The following is a 22,001-nucleotide window of genomic DNA, read 5'->3' as shown; positions in this document are numbered from 1 at the left end:
AAAAATATTTCAATATTATTGCAATATCACGTTTAAGGTTGAAATTTTATCTATAAGAATGTATAATATTATGATGTGAATAAATAGTAAACGAGGGATATCTATGAGCACTCAAACAGATAGATTTTTTAACAGCGTTAAGGGCAAAAAGGTAGCTTTTATCGGCATCGGCACAAGCAACCTGCCCTTAATCAAGCTTTTTTCGGATAAAGGAGCAGAGGTTATCGCCTGCGACCGTCAGCCGCTTGAAAAATTAGGAGAGAACGGCGAAAAGGCAAAGCAGTACGGCGCAAAGCTGCTCTTGGGCGACGATTACTTAAAGAATATCGACGCTGATATCATCTTCCGCAGCCCCGGAACACAGCCCGACAAGCCTGAGCTTTTAGCGCTTAAGGAAAACGGCAAGGTCTTGACCTCTGAAATGGAAGTTTTCTTCGACCTTTGTCCGTGCAAGATTATCGCCGTAACCGGCTCAGACGGTAAGACGACGACAACAACGATTATCTCGGAACTCTTAAAAGCAGAGGGCAAAACCGTCCACCTCGGCGGAAATATCGGCAAGCCGCTTTTGCCCGAGATTGAGAGCGTAAACGATGACGATTACGCAGTTGTTGAGCTTTCGAGCTTTCAGCTCATCACAATGCGCAAAAGCCCCGATATTGCGGTAGTCACCAACCTCGCGCCTAATCATCTCGACTGGCACAAGGATATGGACGAATACATTGAGTCGAAGAAGAATTTGATTTTACATCAAAACGCATTCGGCAAGGCGGTAGTTAACCTCGACAACGAAATCGCCAATAGCTTTTCTAAGGATGTCCGCGGTCAGCTTGCAAAGTTCAGCGTAAAAGAGGAGCTTTTCAACGGCGCATACCTCGACGGAACAACTATTGTCTACAGCGATTACGGTAACAAAACCGAGATTATGGATATCTCCGATATCAAAATTCCCGGTATGCACAATGTAGAGAATTACCTTGCGGCAATCTCGGCAGTTTGGGGACTTGTCAGCGCGGAGACTATCAAGAGTGTTGCAAAGACCTTCGGCGGAGTTGCCCACAGAGCGGAGTTTGTCCGTGAGCTTGACGGAGTTAAGTACTACAACGATTCCATCGCTTCAAGCCCCACAAGAACCGCTCTCGGTACGCTCTCGCTATATGATGAGAAAATTATTATCATCGCAGGCGGCTACGACAAGCACATTCCTTATGAGCCGCTCGGCCCTGTAATTAACAATAAAGTCAAGGTTCTCGTGTTGCTCGGTGACACCGCTCCGAAGATTGAAGCGGCTGTTAAAAATGCCGATAACTACGACGAAAATGCAATCAAGATTATAACCGTTACAAATATGGAAGAGGCTGTTGCCGAGGCAAAGAAATATGCTGTCAAGGGTGATATTGTTTCGCTTTCTCCGGCGAGCGCAAGCTTCGGTCTTTACAAGAATTTTGAAGAAAGAGGTAACCACTTTAAGTCAATTGTTAACGGCTTAAAGTAAGACTTTATGGATATTAAGCAACTGATTTTTGATTTGTGCTCGGCTTACGGTGTATCGGGCAGCGAGGAATCCGCGTTTGATGTAGCCGGAAAATATTTAAGTGATATTGCAGAGGTAACGACCGACCACAACGGCAATCTATACGCCGTGACAGGCAATTTGCGTGGGTATAAAACAATCCTGCTCGACGCTCATCTCGACCGTATCGGACTTATTGTCACCGATATTACTGACGACGGCTTTGCAAAGGTCGATAAATGCGGCGGAATTGACGTAAGAGTATTGCAGGACACCGTGCTTGTTGCCGAGGACGGAACGCGCGGTACGGTCTGCTGTATGCCGCCTCACCTGATAAACGGCAGTGAGGACAAGGCAACGCCGATTTTCAAAACATGGGTAGACTTCGCTATGCCCGGCGACGAGCTGAAAAAGCATATTAATATAGGCGATAAGCTGACCTTTGTTTCAGAGCCAAAGGAACTCTTGGACGATAAAATCACTTCACCTGCGCTCGACAACAGGTGCGGAGCGGCTGCGCTCATTTACCTTGCGGATTTGCTTAAGGATAAAGCCTGCGATTATAAGGTAGTGATTTTGCTCAGCGCTCAGGAGGAAACCTTCGGCAGCGGCGCTGTTACAGGCGCGTATAATACCGAAGCGGATGAAGCGGTTATTGTAGACGTTAGCTTTGCAAATCAGCCCGATATCTCAGGTCAGTACGCTTCTGCTGAGCTGCAAAAAGGTGCTATGATCGGCATTTCTCCCGTACTCAATAAAGCGATGACAAACAAGCTTATAACCCTTGCGAAGGATAAAAATATCCCGTACCAGCTTGAACCGCTCTCAGGTTCAACAGACACAAATGCCGACCATATCTCGGTCAGCAAAAGCGGAGTTAAAACCGCTCTCGTTTCAATCCCCGAGCGTTATATGCATACTCAGTCTGAGGTTATCAGCCTGTCTGACGTCAAGGCGACAGCCGAGTTGATTTACGAGTATATCATGAGCGGAGGTGCTTTTGATGATTGATTATGAACTTCTAAAAAAGCTATGCTCAGCGCGTTCGGTTTCGGGTGATGAAAACAGCGTCAGGGATATAATTTTGATTGAAATAAAAGACTATGTTGACAAAATTAAAATCGACAACCTCGGTAATCTTATAGCTTTCAAAAAAGGCAAAAAAACTGCACCGAAAAAGCTTATGCTCTCTGCTCATATGGACGAGGTAGGCTTGATGGTGACGGATATAACCTCCGACGGCTTTGTCAAATTTGACGAGGTCGGCGGACTTGACCGCAGAATTTTACCTGGCAAGCGCGTGAATATAGGCAAAAAAGCCTTATCGGGAGTAATCGGTATTAAGCCGGTTCATCTCACGAAGGGTGACGAGCGCGAATCCATCCCGGAGATAAGCGATATGTACATTGACATCGGCGCAGACAGCAGAGAAGAAGCCGAGAAATATGTAAATTACGGCGACAGCATAACCTTTGACTCAAAGTTTACCGAGAACGATTATACGATTACCTCAAAGGCGATTGACGACCGTTTCGGCTGTCTTGTGCTGATTGAGCTTATTAAAAGCGAGCTCGATTACGACGCTTACTTTACATTTGTGGTTCAGGAGGAAGTCGGACTGCGCGGCGCAAAGGTAGCCGCGTATACCGTAAACCCCGATTACGCGATTGTTGTTGAGACCACAACTGCCGCCGATATTCCCGAGGTAGACAGCTCAAAACAGGTTTGTAATCTCGGAAAAGGCGCTGTTATCTCATTTATGGACAGGCGCACAATCTACGATAAAGAGCTTGTGAAGCTCGCATTCGAACGCGCCGAAAAGCTCGGCGTAAACGCTCAGTACAAGCGTGCGGTCGCAGGCGGAAACGACTCGGGAGAAATCCACAAGAGCAGGGGAGGAGTACGCACCTTGGCGGTATCACTCGCATGCAGATACCTTCACGCTCCAAATTGTACCGCAAACAAAGCTGACTGCGAGAGCATTTTGACCTTGGTGCGAGACCTTTGCACGCAAATTTTTGAATAACAGGTGTATTAAATGGTTATTTCAGCCTTAGAAGCTGACAATTTTATAAATATAGTAAACGGTATTTCACCGACAGATCCGTTTGCCTGCCGTATAATTTCGCTTTACAACAGCTACAGCCCCGACCTTGTATTTGTCGATTACTGGCTGTTGCAAAATGATGACGAAGAATACACAGGCGCAATCGCACGCAACGGTTCAAATTTTATTTTATTTTTGACAGAGCAAAGCGATATTGACGAGGTATCGTCATTTATGCGTGTAGCAGGGGCTTCGGCGGTTATTTGCGACGGAAAATATCAGCTCGAATTAAACGGCTGTAGGACGATTTCGGGTACTGTCCTCGTCAGAACGACCTCGTTTGAAGATGAAGAAAACGAACTCATCTTTTCAGAGCCCGACATCAAAGCTGTCTATGATATGATAGTAAAATCCGCGGATGAAAATTTCACTCCTCCGCCGTTTGACGATTTTTATGTTGACGTAAATCACAAGCTCCGACACAACACCGCACGACTTGTCGGCATTGAGGAGGACGGAATTTGCGTCGCTTCGGCTATGACGGTTGCCGAAAGCGGTACAGGCGCGGTTTTAGGCGCTGTTTCGTGCGATCCCGATTACCGCAGAAGGGGCTTTGGTTCGGCGCTGATTAAATATATAACAAATTTGCTTGTTGCCGAAAATAAAGCCGTTTATCTTCACAGAGCGCAAAACGCCAATGTTGATTTTTATAAGAACCTCGGATTTGAGGAATACGGCGTATGGCGCGAATACTATTTTGTAAGGTGAGAATTTGAAATTTTTTGATATAGACGAAAAAATCCTTCAGGCGTCCGAAAAAGCGATGGAGCTTTGCGCGGATAAGCTAAAGGAAATTGACGAAATCCAGGAATATAATCAGATTAAAATGATAAAGGCGTTTCAAAACGCAGGCGTGAGGGAGAGCTATTTTAATTCCTCAACCGGCTACGGCTATGACGATTTCGGACGTGACGCGCTCGACAGGGTGTACGCTTACGCTTTTGACGCCGAGGACGCGCTTGTCCGTCATAATTTTGTCAGCGGTACTCACGCGCTGACAGTCGCGCTTTTCGGTATTCTCAGACCGGACGATACCGCGCTTTGCGTGACAGGTATGCCGTACGATACAATCCGCTCTGCTATCGGAATTGAGGGCCATTATCCCGGTTCGCTTAAGGACTTTAATATTAATTTTGAAATTACTGACCTTCTGCCCGACGGAACGGTTGACTATGTGGCTGTTAAAAGGTACATCGCTGAAAAACAGCCTAAGATGGTTTATATCCAGCGTTCAAGGGGTTACAGCCTACGTCCTACGCTGACTTGGAGAGAAATAAAGAAGATTTGCGATATATCAAAAAGCGTGTCGCCCAAGTCAATTATTATGCTCGATAACTGCTACGGCGAGTTTATCGAAAGGGTTGAACCGCTTTCTATCGGCGTTGACGTAATGGCAGGCTCGCTTATCAAGAACCCCGGCGGTGGAATATCTCCGACAGGCGGCTATATAGCCGGCAAGAAAGAGCTTGTCGAGATGTGCGCCTACCGCCTGACAACTCCGGGAACAGGTAAGGAAATCGGCGCTACGCTCGGCGTTAACCGCGAGCTTTTCCTCGGCGCTTACAACGCTCCCCATGCCGCAGGCGAGGCGCTTAAAACCGCAGTATTTGCCTCAGCATTGTTTGAAATTCTCGGTTTTGAGACTACACCGAAATACAACGACGACAGGGGAGACATCATTCAGCTTATTATGCTTGGGAACGAGCAAAAGCTAATCAGTTTTTGCGGCGGAATTCAGAGCGGCTCTGCTGTTGACAGCTTTGTTCAGCCCGTACCGTCCGATATGCCCGGTTACGAAAGTCAGGTTATTATGGCGGCAGGAGCGTTTACCCTCGGCTCCTCAATCGAGCTTTCCGCCGACGCGCCCTTGCGCGAGCCTTACGCGGTATGGATGCAGGGAGGACTTAACTTTCATTCCGGCAAGCTGGGCGTTATGCTTGCCGCAGATAAGGTGTTAAAAGATTTGAAATAGTAATAATTCAAGCTCCTTTGTAATTTCAAAGGAGTTTTTTCAATTTGTCAACATATAAAAGCAATATTAAATGTTGAAAAACTTTGTACACTATGCTATAATACATTTTGGAGGTTTATGAGTTATGTTATGTGATTTACATATTCATTCTGATAATTCGTTCGACGCCGAGAGTACGGTTGAGCAGATTTGCGATTCAGCCCTTAATATGGGGCTTGATATAATCGCAATCACCGACCACTGCGAGGCTGAGTTTATAAATATGGGCGAAAACTGCGAGTTTGGCAGCTTTGACAGGCAGATACCAAAGTCAATTTCCGACACTGCAAAAGCAATCGAAAAATACTCCGGCAGGCTTAAAATCCTCCGCGGATTAGAGCTCGGTGAACCAATGCACGATATCAGCCAGACTAAAAAAGCGCTTGCATACGGCGATTTTGACTTTATTCTCGCTTCTGTTCACAACCTTCGCGGCAGAGATGATTTTTACTATATGGACTTTGACAAGGTTGATATTAATACAGTCTTGGATGAATATTTTGATGAATTAATCGAAACCGCCGCGTTTGAGCACTTTGACAGCCTTGCGCATTTAACCTATCCTTTAAGGTATATTTTTGAACGTAAAAATTATTTTCCGGATTTAAGGATTTTTCAAGGTAAGATTGATAAGATATTTTCAATCCTTATTTCAAATAATAAAGCCCTTGAAATCAACGTATCGGGATTGTTCAAGCCGATGGGAGTTACACTTCCTGACTTACCGCTTGTAAAAAGGTTTTTTGAACTCGGCGGAAGGTATATAACCGTCGGTTCCGACGCCCACACGGCGGATATGGTCGGTAAAGGAATTAAAGAAGGTCTTGAAATCGCAAAGCAGGCAGGCTTTAATCATTTTACAATTTTTGAAAATCACAAACCTGTATTATTTGAAATTTAAGGAGTGTATTTAATGAAAACAAGGATTTCTAAGCGGATATTGTCGCTTTTATTAACCCTTTGTTTGCTGTTGTGCTCTTTTGCACCGTCAGTTTTGACGGTTAACGCAGCAACAGCAGTTAAAGTTGAATATATGGGCGACTACGTGTGCGCGGATTTTTCCAACAGCAGATTATTCGCCTTAAAGGGAACAAAGCTGTACTTAAATAGTCACTGCCTTCAAAACAAGCAATCAGTAAAATTCTCGATAAACAGTGCATTTTTCATCGAAATGTGCTATAATAAGTGCAAGAAAATAATCAAGAGCAATAAAAAAGCTTGCACTTAAGTTAGAGGACAGTATGTATAAGTTCCATAGAAATCAACAAATGAGTTTTACAGATTTCAATCAGCCCGCAGGGATGCAGATGGATCCTGAGAACCGCTGGGTAAAGAAGGCTGCGAGTATACCGTGGTACGACATCGAGATAAAATATGCCGCGCTGTTTCCGAGCGAGACCGGTATGCCGGCAAAACCTTTACAAACAGCTCTCGGGTCGCTGATGATCCAGAAGAAATATGATTATTCCGACCGTGAGCTTGTCGAGCAAATCAAGGAGAATGCCTACTACCAATACTTTATCGGACTTCCGGGATATTCTTATGAAGCGCCTTTTGCGCCGTCACTTTTGGTAGAGTTTCGCAAACGTCTGACAGATGACATCCTTGAAGACATCAACGAAATGATGATCCAATTCAATCTGCCTGAAAACAATGAAGACGATGATTCGGATAACAACAGTCACTCCGATGGCGGCGAGGATGCTGAAAGCAAAGAGAATGAGAAATCCGAAGCAGACAACAAAGGCACATTGATTCTTGACGCTACCTGTGCTCCTCAGAACATCTCTTACCCGCAGGACATCAATCTGCTGAACGAGGCAAGAGAAAATCTTGAATCCATCATAGACGATATCTGCTATACCTACAATTTTTACAAGCCAAGGATGTATCGCAAAAACGCGAGAAAAGATTATCTGAATTTGGCGAAATGCAAAAAGCGTACCAAGAAAAAGATCCGCAAGGCGATCAAGCAGCAGCTTCAGTATATTCGTCGAGACCTCGGCTATATCGATATGTTTGTATTAGCCAACGGAGTAGTTCTTACCGAAAAGCAAGCCAAGCGGTTAACGGTCATCAAAGAGCTGTATGAACAGCAAAAGTACATGTATGACAACAATGTTCACAGCGTCAAAGACCGCATCGTCAGTATTTCTCAGCCGTATATCCGACCCATCGTGCGCGGCAAAGCAAAAGCTCCGGTAGAATTCGGTGCAAAGCTGGATATGAGCATTGATGAAAACGGATTCGCACGGTTAGAGAGATTATCCTTTGACGCTTACAATGAAGCGGATGTGCTCATCTCGGCAATAGAGAGATACCGCAAGCGAACCGGACGCTATCCCGAAAGGGTGCTGGTCGATCAGATATACCGCAATCGGAACAACAGAGCTTTCTGCAAGAGCAAGGGTATCCGTATATCCGGTCCGGCTTTGGGGCGTCCAAAAAAAGAACCGACGCCGGAGGAACGCAAAACTGCATACAGTGATAACACGGATCGTATCGAAGTCGAGCGAGGCTTCAGCCTCGCAAAGAGATGCTGCGGCTTGGGACTCATCAGAACGAAGCTCGATACAACGACCCGTTGTTCCATTGCGCTTTCCCTACTGGTATTGAACCTCGAAAAATTAGCAAGAGGTTCTTTGCGCCGATTTTTGGGATTCCTGTACGACGTAATATCAATGCTGCTGAAGCTGAAAAATAACCTCATATCCGTTTCGTGCGGTTAATGAGCAGAGACTAAATAATACCGATTATTCCGGCGGATACGAGCTGTACGACTACGCGCAGGTTGCGCCTGATTCTACGCTTACATTTCTTGACGCTATGATTGTCGGTGAAAAAATATATTCTTTGTATAAGGACAGCGAAAAATGCTACCTTAATATGCTCAATACCTCCTCCTTGCAAAACTTTACAAATACGCTTAATTTTGACTGCGATAAGCTTTTTGCCTTTGAAAACGGAGATATATTGGTGAGCCTTGTAAACGAGGGCGGTGATTATGTCTTTTACCTTCAGAGCAACGGAAATTATAAGTTCTTCAAGCTGTCCGAAAAAATCTACGATTTCTACGGTGCAACAGGCAATAAGGTGTATTATAGAACCGCCAATGGTTTAAAATATGCCGAGCTTTCCGAGTCCGCGTTCACTCAAAATACTAAAATAATAAACAACGTAAATAATTCGGCATACAACCGGGTTAACCCTTTAGAATTTTCAGATAGTAATCTTGCGGCTGTAAATACCGGAGATGTTTATTCTGTTTCAGACGACAGCACCTTTACTAAAGAGCTCTCGTTTAACCGAAACGCTTATACACAGAGCTCGGGCTCGTTAACCGCGTTCGTGAGCAATTCAAATCTTGTTATTGGTGCTGACGGTTCTGATAAATTATCGGCTTACGATTCAAGCACCTTTGAGTATGTATCTTCCGTAAATACCGCTTATTTGCCGTATATGCTTTGTACAAACGGCTCAAGCGTTCTTTGTGTAGAAAAAAACGGAAATGATTATTACTTGGAAATTTTTGAAGTTTCCGATTTTATTAAGATAGAGGCAGAAGTAATTAATCTAAATAATGAAGCTGTCTACAGAGGACGCACCAAAACCGAAATGGCTGTTAGGTACAGTAACGTGCTTAACAACGCGGATTTAAATGAGTATTCTCTTTTCGATGAAGGCTCGTTAAATCCTCCCTTTGAGGAAACGCTGATTAAAAGCGATGTTCAGTCAAATCTAATTGACTTTTCCAATTATCTCAGATATCTATGCGGTCTAAGCGAATATACCTACGGCGGAGATTCCACCGCTGTTACCGCCGGAAAGGGCGCCGTGCTTTTAAATACCGTTTGGACAAGGCATAATATAACCGGACACACACCTCCGCGTCCGACCGATATGGACGAAGATTTTTATAACGATGCGTATTCCGTATGCGGAGGAAATATCTCCTATGGCTACAGCTCAACTCTTAGAGAGCAAATCAAAGCAATACGCGGACTTAACAACGACCTTAATAACGCATCGAATTACGAAATAAACAGCGGCGGTTACCATCAGGGCTACAACACCCCCGGTCACAGAAACACCTTTTTACAGCGCGGCGGCGATAAGCTTACATACGGTTACGCAGACAGAGTATTGCTCCAGTATTACGAGTACGCTCAGTCAAATCCCAACGCGACCGGCACAATTATCGAGGTTGACAATAACGAAGCCGCTTACGCATGGCCTGCTCCGGGCGAATTTCCGCTCGAAGAAATTGATCCCAAGGCTATGTGGTCGGTTTACTTTAACACCGATAAGCTCGATTTAGGCAATAAAAACCCGGTGGTTTCGATTACCGATTTAACTACGGGAGAAGTTTTTGTCAGAAACACCGAAATGCACGATGTTGACGGTCAGCGCGAGGGTTACGCTACAAGCAACTTCTGGGGTAAAAGCATTTGCTTTACTCCGCCTCAGACAAACTCATATGCAGGTAAAAGCTATAAGGTTACAATAGAAAACCTTGTAAATAATCAAAAGCTTCCCGCAAAGCTTGAATACACAATCAACTTCTTTGATTATAAGGGCAAGTACATAATTGACGGCGCTGAATATGAAATGGATGAATACGGAAAGCTTACGTTAATTTCTCTTCCTACAGAGCCTTCAACACAAGCTCCCTCAACAGAGGAAATAACCACCGCAGAACCTGTTACTACTGAGCCGACAGAAGCGCCCACAACCGTTGAAATTACAACCGCACCGCCTGCAACCGCGGAAATCACCTCAGAGCCGTTTGAAACAACAGTTCCGGATACAACCGCCGCTCCTACGCCTCAATATCTTATCGGTGATGTTAACGGCGACGGCTCAATTGATACGCTCGACGCAATCATAGTACAGAAATACTCTGCCGATAAAACAAAATTAAACGACCGTCAGATTTATGTCGGTGATGTCAACGACGACGGTTATGTAGACGTTCTTGATGCGGCTATGATACAAAAATTCTCTGTAGAAAAGCTCAAAGAATTCAAGAAAAAACACTAATAAAATTAACTTATAATAAAATCAGTTGATTTTAATGTATAGTTGTGATAAAATAGTACCAATATGAAGCGGTGGGTATTCCGTTTCAAATATATAGGAGGAATTCCAAATGAAAAATTCAAAAAAATTTGTTAGCATTCTTCTTGCAGTTATTCTTACTGTCAGCTCAATCGCTTGTGTTGCTTCATTCTCGGCTTCTGCCGCAGACAGCAAGCTGTCGGTAACAGCGTCCTCGAACTTCTTCCCCGAGAGAACAGAAACCTTCAACGCTGACACTGACACTCTTACAGTAAGCTTTTACATCAAGAGCGATCAGATGATGCTTAACAGCCAGTGGAATCTTTACTTTGATCCCGAAGTTCTCGCATATGATGATACTGACGGCGTAAACCAGACAGGTATCTATTTTGACGGCGAGCTCCTCGGCTACGATCTTAACATTTCACCTGTTGCTATCGAGGACGGTTACATCATCAATACCGGCAAGGTAGATATCGGTGAAATCCATGGTAACAACTCCAACGCGTATCCTGTTTATGAGCTTAAGAGAGAGGATAACTCCAAAATCGGCTTTGTTACTGTAACCTTTAAGGTTCTTAACCCCAACGCTGATACCACTGTATATCTTGAGCTTGTTGAGCTCCTTACCAACAAGGGACAGATTTATAAGTTCAGCTCACAGGAGGCTGACGATTCGCTGATGACCTTCGAAACCCAGTCATCAATTTACTCCGGAACTTACGATCCCGACTATGAGAACAAGGACGAGCCAGAGCCTCAGTATCTTATCGGTGACTTAAATGACGACGGATTTATTGATGTTTCTGACGCTGTAATTGTTCAGAAATGCGCGTCAGGCCGTATTACACTTGACGAGCGTCAGACATACGTTGGTGATGTAAATGACGACGGCAACATTGATGTTCTCGACGCGGCTGATATTCAAAAGTTTGCTGCGGAAAGGATTTCTGAATTTAAGAAGAAGGCTTAATTTAGTCACTGCCTTCAAAACAAGCAATCAGTAAAATTCTCGATAAACAGTGCATTTTTCATCGAAATGTGCTATAATAAGTGCAAGAAAATAATCAAGAGCAATAAAAAAGCTTGCACTTAAGTTAGAGGACAGTATGTATAAGTTCCATAGAAATCAACAAATGAGTTTTACAGATTTCAATCAGCCCGCAGGGATGCAGATGGATCCTGAGAACCGCTGGGTAAAGAAGGCTGCGAGTATACCGTGGTACGACATCGAGATAAAATATGCCGCGCTGTTTCCGAGCGAGACCGGTATGCCGGCAAAACCTTTACAAACAGCTCTCGGGTCGCTGATGATCCAGAAGAAATATGATTATTCCGACCGTGAGCTTGTCGAGCAAATCAAGGAGAATGCCTACTACCAATACTTTATCGGACTTCCGGGATATTCTTATGAAGCGCCTTTTGCGCCGTCACTTTTGGTAGAGTTTCGCAAACGTCTGACAGATGACATCCTTGAAGACATCAACGAAATGATGATCCAATTCAATCTGCCTGAAAACAATGAAGACGATGATTCGGATAACAACAGTCACTCCGATGGCGGCGAGGATGCTGAAAGCAAAGAGAATGAGAAATCCGAAGCAGACAACAAAGGCACATTGATTCTTGACGCTACCTGTGCTCCTCAGAACATCTCTTACCCGCAGGACATCAATCTGCTGAACGAGGCAAGAGAAAATCTTGAATCCATCATAGACGATATCTGCTATACCTACAATTTTTACAAGCCAAGGATGTATCGCAAAAACGCGAGAAAAGATTATCTGAATTTGGCGAAATGCAAAAAGCGTACCAAGAAAAAGATCCGCAAGGCGATCAAGCAGCAGCTTCAGTATATTCGTCGAGACCTCGGCTATATCGATATGTTTGTATTAGCCAACGGAGTAGTTCTTACCGAAAAGCAAGCCAAGCGGTTAACGGTCATCAAAGAGCTGTATGAACAGCAAAAGTACATGTATGACAACAATGTTCACAGCGTCAAAGACCGCATCGTCAGTATTTCTCAGCCGTATATCCGACCCATCGTGCGCGGCAAAGCAAAAGCTCCGGTAGAATTCGGTGCAAAGCTGGATATGAGCATTGATGAAAACGGATTCGCACGGTTAGAGAGATTATCCTTTGACGCTTACAATGAAGCGGATGTGCTCATCTCGGCAATAGAGAGATACCGCAAGCGAACCGGACGCTATCCCGAAAGGGTGCTGGTCGATCAGATATACCGCAATCGGAACAACAGAGCTTTCTGCAAGAGCAAGGGTATCCGTATATCCGGTCCGGCTTTGGGGCGTCCAAAAAAAGAACCGACGCCGGAGGAACGCAAAACTGCATACAGTGATAACACGGATCGTATCGAAGTCGAGCGAGGCTTCAGCCTCGCAAAGAGATGCTGCGGCTTGGGACTCATCAGAACGAAGCTCGATACAACGACCCGTTGTTCCATTGCGCTTTCCCTACTGGTATTGAACCTCGAAAAATTAGCAAGAGGTTCTTTGCGCCGATTTTTGGGATTCCTGTACGACGTAATATCAATGCTGCTGAAGCTGAAAAATAACCTCATATCCGTTTCGTGCGGTTAATGAGCAGAGACTAATTTAATAACTAATTCAGGCGGTGGTTTTCCACCGCCTTTTTACTGCATAAAAAAGAGGCTTGCGTTCTGCAAGCCTCAATAATTTCGATTAAAGTTTTTCAGCTAAGTCCTTAATGTAGCTTCTTAGCTGGTCTTTTGTTTCAGGGTGTTCAAGTCCAACCTCAATCTGAGCCTGAAGAATACCGAACTTGTTGCCCATATCATAACGTGTTCCTTCAAACTCAACCGCAGTCATACCCTTGGTAATTGCAATCTCACGCATAGCGTCGGTCAGCTGAATTTCTCCGCCTGCTCCGGGCTGTGTGCGTTCAAGAATTTCAAAAATCTCGGCAGGGAGCACGCATCTGTCTATGATTGAGTACAGCGAAAGAACTTCCTCTTTAGTCTTGGGCTTTTCCTTCATATCGGTGCACTTAAACACATTGTCGTGAATATTTTCAACTTTAAGCGAGCCGTACTTGTGAATATCCTCTTCGCTCACCTTTTTAACGCCTACAACGCCTTCACCGAATTCGCCGTAGCAGTCGATAAGCTGTTTAATCGCAGGTTGCTTGCTGATAATAACTCCGTCACCGAACAATACTGCAAACGGTTCGTTTCCGACAAACTGCTTTGCCTTTAGCACTGCATGGCCGAGACCTTTCATCTCTTTCTGGCGGATAAAGCTGATGTTTGCAAGCTCAGAAATCTCCTGAACGCATTTGAGAAAATCAAGCTTTCCGCTTTTTTCCAAAATATGTTCAAGCTCGGGCGAGCGGTCAAAGTGATCCTCAATCAAGCCTTTTCCGCGGTTTGTAATAATTAGGATATCCGTGATACCGGCAGCGACAGCCTCCTCAACGATATACTGAATTGTGGGCTTGTCAACGATAGGGAACATTTCCTTTGGAAAGTTCTTTGTTGCCGGAAGAACTCTTGTGCCGAACCCTGCTGCGGGGATTACTGCCTTTGTAATTTTCATTTTTCCTCCTGGATTTTGCAATAGAATTTAATAACTTCTAAATAACGGTGAGCTGAAAATACTCACAAATAAATATAATCACAACAATCGCTATACCAAAACTCAACGCGAGAGGCAGGTTAACTCCGCCCTTAGCAGTGAGCTTATCGTTTATATTTTCACCTTGGTTTTGCGCCTTAACCTTTTTAATGCCCTTAACGCAGTGTCCCAAATATATTCTGTTAGCCAAAAATCCGCTGAACAGCATAATTCCGTATCTTACCCAAGTCAAAAGCTCGGGAGCATAGATGATCCAAATTTTATTCGTTATCATCAATGCGTCATACGAACTCATCGCGGAGCGGTTGTTTATATATGAAATAACCTCATTTGACGCGGAGATATATTCAGGAGTTAATCTGATATAAGTCGCCAAGACATTTGTTGCAATAATTAAAAGCGAGAAAATAATACCGGGTAAGTACATTTTTCTGTATAAGAAATATACTCCCGAAAACAAAAACGCACCGAAGTTAAATTTTGACCTGCCGAACTGCTTAACTCGGTTAAAAACCATCAAAAAGTAGTTTGTGTTTTTGCCGACAAACTTTGCCATTTCACCGACAGAGATATCATCGGCAATCGTTTCCTCGCTGTTCATTCCGGCAAGCGGGTCAAAGTTCGGAACTCCTGCAGCTCCAAAGCCGAACGGCGGAGGAGTTTGAGTGTTGTTTCGGTTAAACTGACCGTTTTGATATGTGTAGCTGTTCTGAGTGTTCTGCGTATTTTGATTAAACTGCTGATTTTGGTTGTTATCGTCAGTATTATGATTTTGCTGTTTGTCGTGAAGCGGACAACCGCATCTTTCGCAGAACATCACGCCCGGTTTATTGTTAAACCTGCAAACGGGGCAAGTGTTGTCGTTTTCGTCAGAATTGTCGCTGTTAACAGCGTTGTAATTTTCAAAGGAAAAATCCTGAGAATGCTTGTCCTCAAAAAAACAGCTTCCGTGCTCCTCGTAGCATTCGCGGTGGTGAGGTGCTCCGCACTCGGGGCAGACAACAATATCATCACCCGACTCAAACTGCTTGTTGCAAACAGGACATTTATATTGATTAAAATCCATATTTTCCTCCGATTAACTATATGTTATATTATTATACCAAATTTTTCCTAATATTGCAATAATATTTGCAATAATAAAATTGTAATATGAAGTTTACAATCGAAGGAAAATTTGGTATAATATAAAATTAGAGTATAAGTGAAACGACTGAAAGAAGGTACATTATGGTACAGTTTGAAGAATTATTGCTTGAATTACAGGCGTTAAAGCCTGATATAGACGATTTGTCCGACGCTCTCGGTTTAAAGAGCGTGCGCTCTGAGATTGAACAGCTCGAGCTAAAGGCTACCGAGCCGGGATTTTGGGATGATGTAGAAAAATCACAGCAGGTTTTGCAGAAAACAGGCGCGTTAAAGGGTAAGGTTGAAGCGTACGAAAACCTTGTTTCCAAATACGAGGATACCCACGCTTTGATTGAGCTTGCGAATGAGGAAGAGGATTTATCTCTCCTTGAAGAAGCGCAGACCGAGTATGAGGCTGTTAAGGCAGAGCTTGAAAAACAGCGCCTTCAAACCCTGCTCACAGGTGAATATGATAAAAATAACGCAATTCTTACCTTCCACGCAGGCTCGGGCGGAACAGAGGCTCAGGACTGGGCGGAAATGCTCTATAGAATGTACACGCGCTGGGCAGAGGCTCATAACTTTAAGATTAAAGAGGTTGACTATCTCGACGGCGACGAAGCAGGCTTAAAGAGCGCTGTTTTGCTCGTTGAAGGAGAGAACGCCTACGGTTACTTAAAGAGCGAGGCAGGCGTTCACCGTCTTGTCCGCGTATCTCCGTTTGACTCCGCAGGCAGACGTCATACAAGCTTTTCATCACTCGAGGTTATGCCTGAAATCGACGACAGTATTCAGGTTGACATCAAGCCCGAGGATATAAAAATGGACGTTTACCGCGCAAGCGGCGCAGGTGGTCAGAAGGTAAACAAAACCTCGTCCGCCGTTCGTCTTACTCATATACCGACAGGTATCGTCGTTGCCAGCCAGGTTGAGCGAAGCCAGTACCAGAACCGCGACGTAGCTATGAAAATGCTTGTTTCAAAGCTCGTAGAAATAAAGGAGCGCGAGCACCTCGACAAAATCGAGGATATCAAGGGCGTTCAAAAGGAAATTACATGGGGCTCGCAAATCCGCAGCTACGTGTTTATGCCCTACACAATGGTTAAGGACCACCGCACCTCTTACGAGACAGGCAACGTAAACGCTGTAATGGACGGCGACCTCGACGGCTTCATAAACGCATATCTCAAATGCGCAAGCCAGGGTACACTTCAAAAATAACCAAACAAATGGCAGCCACGTAATTTGACTGCCATTTTATATTTATTCTAAATTATCTATTGCGTATTGAGCTTCTTCTTCTGTAAATTTTCCTCCATGTTTTGAGATTAATTGGTCATATATAGCGTTTTTTGATAGATTTAGATTTTTTTGATATGATTGAGCACTTTTTAAAGCGTTATCTTTATAGTTAACATTTAGATTATCTATTGCATATTGCGCTTCTTCTTCTGTGAATTTACCTCCGTGTTTTGAGATTAACTGGTCATATATTCCTTGCTTTGAAAGATTGAGCGTTTTACTATATGATTCAGCTGATTTCAAAGCGTTTTCTTTCCAGTTAACTGTAACATTATCTATTGCATATTGAGCGGAATCAGAATCAAATTTCCCACCATATTCAGAGGTTAATTGATCATATATCGCTTGTTTCGATAAGTTAAGTGTTTTGCTATATGTTTCGGCTTGCTTAAGTGCGTTTCTATACTCTAGAGGTATAGTATCAGCTTTCGTTTCATTTTCAACTTGTTTTTCTTTTGTTGTTTCTATAACAGTCTCTTTTTCTGTTTCTTCAGGTTTTGCTGATATTATAGATAATGTATTTTTTATACTGTTTAACAAATCTGAACATTCATTCTTATAACTAAAATCAGCATATGTATATATATCATACACACAGTTATTACATAATACTAAAAGGTGTTCTTCATAACGGTTATTTTTATTATCAGTTTTGTCAATTATTTGTTTTGAATATTGTTTGCAATTAATATCATCAATTTTTAAATTTTCTATTTGACCTGTTTGACAATCTTTTTCATCTTTTGTATGTATTTTTATTAAATCATCTTCTGATAAAATTTTATTATCATATTCTTCTTTAAAAATACTTAAATTAACAGGGTGATTTAGATTGAAAGTAAAAATATTAGAAGATATAGAATTGTTTTCTTTCCATCTGCTATCTATTTTAAATTTTATATCATCAATTATAAAATCTTTTTCTAAAGAATATTCAAGCGAAATATGTGATTCGCTTAATGATTTTTCGTTATGCTTTGTGCTATTACAATTTGTAGAAACCACTAATATAATTATTAAAGTTAACAAAGCTACTATTATAGAAATAATTAATATTACTTTTTTAGTTTTCTTTTTATCATTAATCTTTTTCGTTAAAAGTGGTACATTAGTTAAATCTGATTGACATTTCGAGCAAAACATCATATTCGAATCATTAATTGTAAAACATTTTGGACATTGCTTTTTATTTAATTCCAGTTTATCAGGTTTTGATTCCACAATTTTATTTTGACATACATAACAGTAATTTGAACCATCTTTTATGTCTGCTCCACAATTTGGACATTTCATAATATAACCTCCTAAAGTTATTATGTTATTATAATAACATAATAACTTTATTTTAACAATATTTTGCAATAAAAAAATATATACAAATATAATTGAATTGCACATATAAAAAATTTTTGTTTATAGTTAAATTTCTTTTTTGCTATTTATTTTAAAAACTTTTGTGATATACTATTATTTACCTCAAAAGGAAGTAGATATAATGTCAATTAATATAAATTTAGGTGCGTGGAGCTCGGTGTTTGCCGTTCCGTCAAAAATTGTTGACGAGGGATTGAAATTTTCCGACGGCGTAAAGCTCAAAGTATTGCTCTATGTGCTCAGAAATGCAGGTAAAAACTTAACAGATTCCGATATTTCAGCCGCTACGGGCGTTAACGTTACCGATATCCCCGAAGCGCTCGATTATTGGGTAAATATGGGTGTGCTCTTCAAATCAAACGGTGAGTTCACCCCGGTTCAGCAGGAAGAAAGCCAATCTGCTAATGATAATTCTGTAAAAGAAATTAAATCAGAGCCTAAACAATCGGTTGAAGAAATTGCAAAGGACGTAGGGGAGACTAAGCAAAAGTTCGTAGTAACCAAGCCCCAAAAGCCCGATTATGTCTTTACCGCTCAGCGTTTGGCGGTAGACGAGGATTTGAAAATTCTCGTTGGCGAGGCTCAGTCGGCTCTCGGCAAGGTACTCTCAAATTCCGATATTGCAACGCTTTTAATGCTCAAAGACACCTGCGGACTTCCGCTTGACGTTATTATGATGCTCATTCAGTACTGTATCAGCATTGGAAAATCAAATATGCGCTCGGTTGAGAATATCGGCATCAAGTGGGCTGACGACGGAGTTTTCTCGGTTGAAGCGGCTGACGCAAAAATCAGACAGGCAAATATCTCAAATCAAAACTACAGCATTGTTAAAACTGCCTTCGGACTGAATAACCCCGGTTCTCCCACTGCAAAACAGCTTGAATTCTGCAACCGCTGGATTACCGAGTGGAAATTTTCTTCCGAAATGCTGCGCGAAGCATACGAGCGCTGCGTTGATACAAAGGGCGTTATGCGTTTCAGCTACATCGACGGAATTTTGAAGCGCTGGCATAACGCAGGCGTGATGAACCTTAACGATTTGGCAGAGCTTGACTCGGATAAAAAGAAAAAGTCAGGCACTCAGAAGCGCAAAACCTCATACAACATCGACGAGATTAAAAAGATAGACACCCTTGATTTTATAGACTGAGGAACAGATTATGGGATTTAACAGTACAATCTACAAGGCGGCTGCCGATTTGATGTATGAAAGAAGATTGAACGCAGAAAAATCAGCAGACAGAAGAAGAGAAGAGATTTATGCTAAGTTTCCGCGCACAAAGGAGCTCGAACAGCAAATTGCCGATACAGGTATCCGCGCTGTCAGAACCGTAATCGGCGGAGGAAACGCCGCCGAGCAAATGAAAATGCTCAAGGAAGTAAACCTCAGTCTGCAAAATGAGCTTGTAGAGCTTTTGACCTCAAACGGCTATCCTGCGGATGTTTTCGAACCGAAATATCTTTGCAAAAGCTGCAACGACACAGGTTATTATGAATCTGACGGCAAAACGCTTATGTGCCCATGTATGAAAAATGCGCTTGTACAGTGCGCCGTTGCGGAGCTTAACAAGACTGCTCCGCTGTCTCTTTCAACCTTCGGTACGTTTGATTTGAGCTATTACTCAAAGGAGTTCGATAAATCAATCGGAGTAGTTCCGTACAATCATATGGAAAAGGTCAAAAAGTACTGCATGGGGTATGCTGACAATTTTCATCCCAAGGCAAACAGCATTTTGATGTACGGTAACACAGGACTTGGTAAAACACATCTTTCACTCGCAATTGCTAACGAGGTTATTCAAAAAGGCTTCGGCGTAATTTACGTGTCAGCTCCGTCGCTCGCTCAGCAGCTTGAAAAGGAGCATTTTTCGCGCGATAACAGTAATTCTGTCTCAAATATGCTCCTCGACTGCGATTTGCTGATTATCGACGATTTGGGAACAGAGTTTCAGACAAAATTCTCTACCTCGGAGCTTTATAACATATTTAACTCGCGGCTTTTGCTCTCAAAGCCAGTTATAATCAACACGAACTACGACTTTGATAAGCTCGAGGAGATTTATTTCGACAGATTTGTATCGAGAATAATCGGCAACGCTCAGAAGCTTGCGTTTTTAGGAACGGATATCAGGATTAGAAAAAAATAAAAATTTTCGAAAATCTATTGACATTTACGGCCATTTAGATTATAATATCTACTGTTGCACAGCGAGTTGCAATAAACCTTGCGGAATAGTGTAACGGTAGCACGACAGACTCTGACTCTGTTTGTTGGGGTTCGAATCCCTATTCCGCAGCCATCAGCCTCGAGTTGCTCGAGGCTGTTTTATTAAAACGAGGTGTAGCGCAGTTTGGTAGCGCACATCGTTCGGGACGATGGGGCCGCAGGTTCAAGTCCTGTCACCTCGACCAGTATGAGTGTTCATAACGGATTTATGTTATGGACACTCGTTTTTTATTTAATATCTACTGAACAAACCCCAATTTCAAACTGCGGAAAAGCAACGCTAATATCTCCGCCCTCAACTTCTCGATCCTCCTCAGATTGAGAAGCAGAACGGACATAGCAATGCTGTGGCAAGTTGTCTCTTTCAGCCTTGTCACTATCATGTCCATGCCGCATTTGCGCTTGGCGAGGCTGAATTTGCGCTCAACCTCGACGCGCTCACACTCATCGATGTAATTCTGTTTTTTGTCGATTTCAGCGTCCTTTTTCGGTCTGCCGAGAGCCGGTCCCGAAAGCCTGATTTTGTGTTGCTTGCAGTATTTCAGGTTCTCGCGCGTGCGATAGATTTTATCGACAAGCACACGCTCGGGATAATGTCCCGTTCGTTCTTTGTACCGCTCAATCATATCTTTCAAGCCCGTGGATTCATTGTAAGCGTCAAAGCTGTGCCTTTCAAGACGCGTCCAGCCATTGCAAACGCTGATGTCGAGCTTCACACCGAACTCCGTCTTTGCCTTGACTTTTCCGCGCACAATAGGGCGGATCCACGGCTGGCTCAGACTGACAATCCTGTCCTTGACGCTTTGGGTGCGGTTGACGTACATTTCTTTCTGCTGCGCGTAGATTGTTTGGATTGTGGAAAACTTTTGCTCAAATTTAGCAGGTAATGCTTTCCCGCCGACAAGCATTTTCTCAATATGACCGATGTTCCTGTTGAGATAGCCAAGCTGCTTTTTGATTGCCTTACGACGTTGCTTTGCCTTTGGCTTACGGATGCGGGCGTAAGAAGTGTAGTCTTTATGCGCTTTCTTACGGTATGTACGGGGCTTTTGCTCGCCTTTGACATGCAGCTCATCAATGATTTTCTCGCTGCACTCGCGGGCTTTGTTGAGTAAGGATACATCCTGCGGATATGAGATCTGCGACGGAGCACAGGTCGCGTCAACGATCATGGTTCCGCTGTTCTTATCATCGTCATCGGATTCGTCTTTGCTCGATTTCTCCTTCTCCTTTTCAAGCTTTGCCTGCTCTGCGGAGATTATCATTTCGTTGATTTCTCCGATGATCTCAGGCGTCAGGCGTTTGCGGAAGTAGACCATCATCGACGGATCAAACGGGGGCTTGCTGTCATCAAAGGCTTTATAGCCGCAAAAGTATTGGAGATACGGATTCTCTTGGATTTGAAGCGGGGTCTCGGCGTCGGAGTAGCCGTACTCGGCTTGGATGATCCTCGCGCCGAGACCAAGGCGCAGTGACTTTGCCACATTGCCCTTCTTGTTAGAGAAAAGCTTCGCGTATTTTTTCTCGATCTCAAGCCACGGAATCGTCTGCGCACGCTTAACCCAACGGTTGCTGTTTTTCAGATTCATGCCTATCGGCTGTCCGAAATCTTCTAAACTTATCTGTCCGTTGTCGAATTTATACATCCCATCATCTCCAAATGCAAG

Annotated in this window: 17 protein-coding genes and 2 tRNA genes; 15 read left to right on the top strand and 4 right to left on the bottom strand. The window is 43.2% G+C overall.

Annotation, left to right across the window (positions count from 1 at the left end; all coding sequences use genetic code 11):
- Window positions 1-103: 103 nt before the first annotated feature.
- From murD to AB1I50_RS01440, 10 genes are all read left to right on the top strand, one after another.
- Window positions 104-1,495 carry a UDP-N-acetylmuramoyl-L-alanine--D-glutamate ligase gene (gene murD, locus AB1I50_RS01485; protein WP_407724442.1) on the top strand — a complete coding sequence of 464 codons (1,392 nt, stop codon included), beginning with the start codon at window positions 104-106 and terminating at the stop codon, window positions 1,493-1,495.
- A gap of 6 nt (window positions 1,496-1,501) precedes the next feature.
- Window positions 1,502-2,524, top strand: a complete 1,023-nt coding sequence (locus tag AB1I50_RS01480) for a M28 family peptidase (protein ID WP_407724441.1) — start codon at window positions 1,502-1,504, stop codon at window positions 2,522-2,524.
- On the top strand, window positions 2,517-3,539 hold the full coding sequence (locus AB1I50_RS01475) for a M42 family metallopeptidase (RefSeq protein WP_407724440.1): 1,023 nt from the start codon (window positions 2,517-2,519) through the stop codon (window positions 3,537-3,539). Before AB1I50_RS01480 ends, AB1I50_RS01475 begins: the two co-directional genes overlap by 8 nt.
- Window positions 3,540-3,551: 12 nt before the next feature.
- Window positions 3,552-4,328: a GNAT family N-acetyltransferase gene (locus AB1I50_RS01470; RefSeq protein WP_407724439.1), complete on the top strand. Its 777-nt coding sequence runs from the start codon at window positions 3,552-3,554 to the stop codon at window positions 4,326-4,328.
- Between the two features lie 4 nt (window positions 4,329-4,332).
- Complete coding sequence (locus AB1I50_RS01465; protein ID WP_407724438.1) at window positions 4,333-5,592, top strand: methionine gamma-lyase family protein; 1,260 nt, start codon at window positions 4,333-4,335, stop codon at window positions 5,590-5,592.
- Window positions 5,593-5,716: 124 nt separating this feature from the next.
- The gene (locus AB1I50_RS01460; RefSeq protein WP_407724437.1) at window positions 5,717-6,532 is read left to right on the top strand and encodes a histidinol-phosphatase HisJ family protein; all 816 of its coding nucleotides are present in this window, start codon (window positions 5,717-5,719) and stop codon (window positions 6,530-6,532) included.
- A gap of 340 nt (window positions 6,533-6,872) precedes the next feature.
- Complete coding sequence (locus AB1I50_RS01455; protein ID WP_407723075.1) at window positions 6,873-8,360, top strand: IS5 family transposase; 1,488 nt, start codon at window positions 6,873-6,875, stop codon at window positions 8,358-8,360.
- Window positions 8,361-8,484: 124 nt separating this feature from the next.
- Window positions 8,485-10,671: a dockerin type I repeat-containing protein gene (locus AB1I50_RS01450; RefSeq protein WP_407724436.1), complete on the top strand. Its 2,187-nt coding sequence runs from the start codon at window positions 8,485-8,487 to the stop codon at window positions 10,669-10,671.
- Window positions 10,672-10,780: 109 nt separating this feature from the next.
- Window positions 10,781-11,662, top strand: coding sequence for a dockerin type I repeat-containing protein (locus tag AB1I50_RS01445; protein ID WP_407724435.1), 882 nt, complete (start codon window positions 10,781-10,783; stop codon window positions 11,660-11,662).
- Window positions 11,663-11,798: 136 nt separating this feature from the next.
- The gene (locus tag AB1I50_RS01440; protein WP_407723075.1) at window positions 11,799-13,286 is read left to right on the top strand and encodes an IS5 family transposase; all 1,488 of its coding nucleotides are present in this window, start codon (window positions 11,799-11,801) and stop codon (window positions 13,284-13,286) included.
- 102 nt (window positions 13,287-13,388) lie between these two features.
- Here the strand turns inward: AB1I50_RS01440 and galU are convergent, their stop codons facing one another.
- Complete coding sequence (gene galU, locus AB1I50_RS01435) at window positions 13,389-14,261, bottom strand: UTP--glucose-1-phosphate uridylyltransferase GalU (protein ID WP_407724434.1); 873 nt, start codon at window positions 14,259-14,261, stop codon at window positions 13,389-13,391.
- 37 nt (window positions 14,262-14,298) lie between these two features.
- Complete coding sequence (locus AB1I50_RS01430) at window positions 14,299-15,366, bottom strand: RING finger protein (protein WP_407724433.1); 1,068 nt, start codon at window positions 15,364-15,366, stop codon at window positions 14,299-14,301.
- A gap of 164 nt (window positions 15,367-15,530) precedes the next feature.
- Between AB1I50_RS01430 and prfB the strand changes: the two genes are divergently transcribed.
- Complete coding sequence (gene prfB / locus AB1I50_RS01425) at window positions 15,531-16,649, top strand: peptide chain release factor 2 (RefSeq protein ID WP_407724432.1); 1,119 nt, start codon at window positions 15,531-15,533, stop codon at window positions 16,647-16,649.
- Between the two features lie 42 nt (window positions 16,650-16,691).
- Here prfB and AB1I50_RS01420 read toward each other — a convergent pair whose 3' ends face one another.
- A complete protein-coding gene (locus AB1I50_RS01420; protein ID WP_407724431.1) occupies window positions 16,692-18,023 on the bottom strand; it encodes an Ltp family lipoprotein in 1,332 nt (443 codons plus the stop codon).
- Window positions 18,024-18,225: 202 nt separating this feature from the next.
- Between AB1I50_RS01420 and AB1I50_RS01415 the strand changes: the two genes are divergently transcribed.
- The 4 genes from AB1I50_RS01415 (at window position 18,226) to AB1I50_RS01400 (ending at window position 20,519) form a co-directional block, all read left to right on the top strand.
- Window positions 18,226-19,257 carry a DnaD domain protein gene (locus AB1I50_RS01415; RefSeq protein ID WP_407724430.1) on the top strand — a complete coding sequence of 344 codons (1,032 nt, stop codon included), beginning with the start codon at window positions 18,226-18,228 and terminating at the stop codon, window positions 19,255-19,257.
- 10 nt (window positions 19,258-19,267) lie between these two features.
- Window positions 19,268-20,254, top strand: a complete 987-nt coding sequence (locus AB1I50_RS01410) for an ATP-binding protein (protein ID WP_407724429.1) — start codon at window positions 19,268-19,270, stop codon at window positions 20,252-20,254.
- 79 nt (window positions 20,255-20,333) lie between these two features.
- A tRNA-Gln gene (locus AB1I50_RS01405) sits at window positions 20,334-20,407 on the top strand.
- Between the two features lie 35 nt (window positions 20,408-20,442).
- Window positions 20,443-20,519: transfer RNA gene (locus AB1I50_RS01400), tRNA-Pro, on the top strand.
- Between the two features lie 54 nt (window positions 20,520-20,573).
- Here the strand turns inward: AB1I50_RS01400 and AB1I50_RS01395 are convergent.
- Window positions 20,574-21,980 carry an IS5 family transposase gene (locus tag AB1I50_RS01395; protein ID WP_407725308.1) on the bottom strand — a complete coding sequence of 469 codons (1,407 nt, stop codon included), beginning with the start codon at window positions 21,978-21,980 and terminating at the stop codon, window positions 20,574-20,576.
- Between the last annotated feature and the right edge of the window lie 21 nt (window positions 21,981-22,001).

The sequence above is a fragment of the Ruminococcus sp. NATIVEDY161 genome, assembly GCF_045819895.1.
In the GTDB taxonomy this organism is placed as follows: Bacteria; Bacillota; Clostridia; order Oscillospirales; family Acutalibacteraceae; genus Ruminococcoides.
Note: the sequence above shows the minus strand (reverse complement) of the source record. Positions and strands in the feature narration are given on the sequence as shown.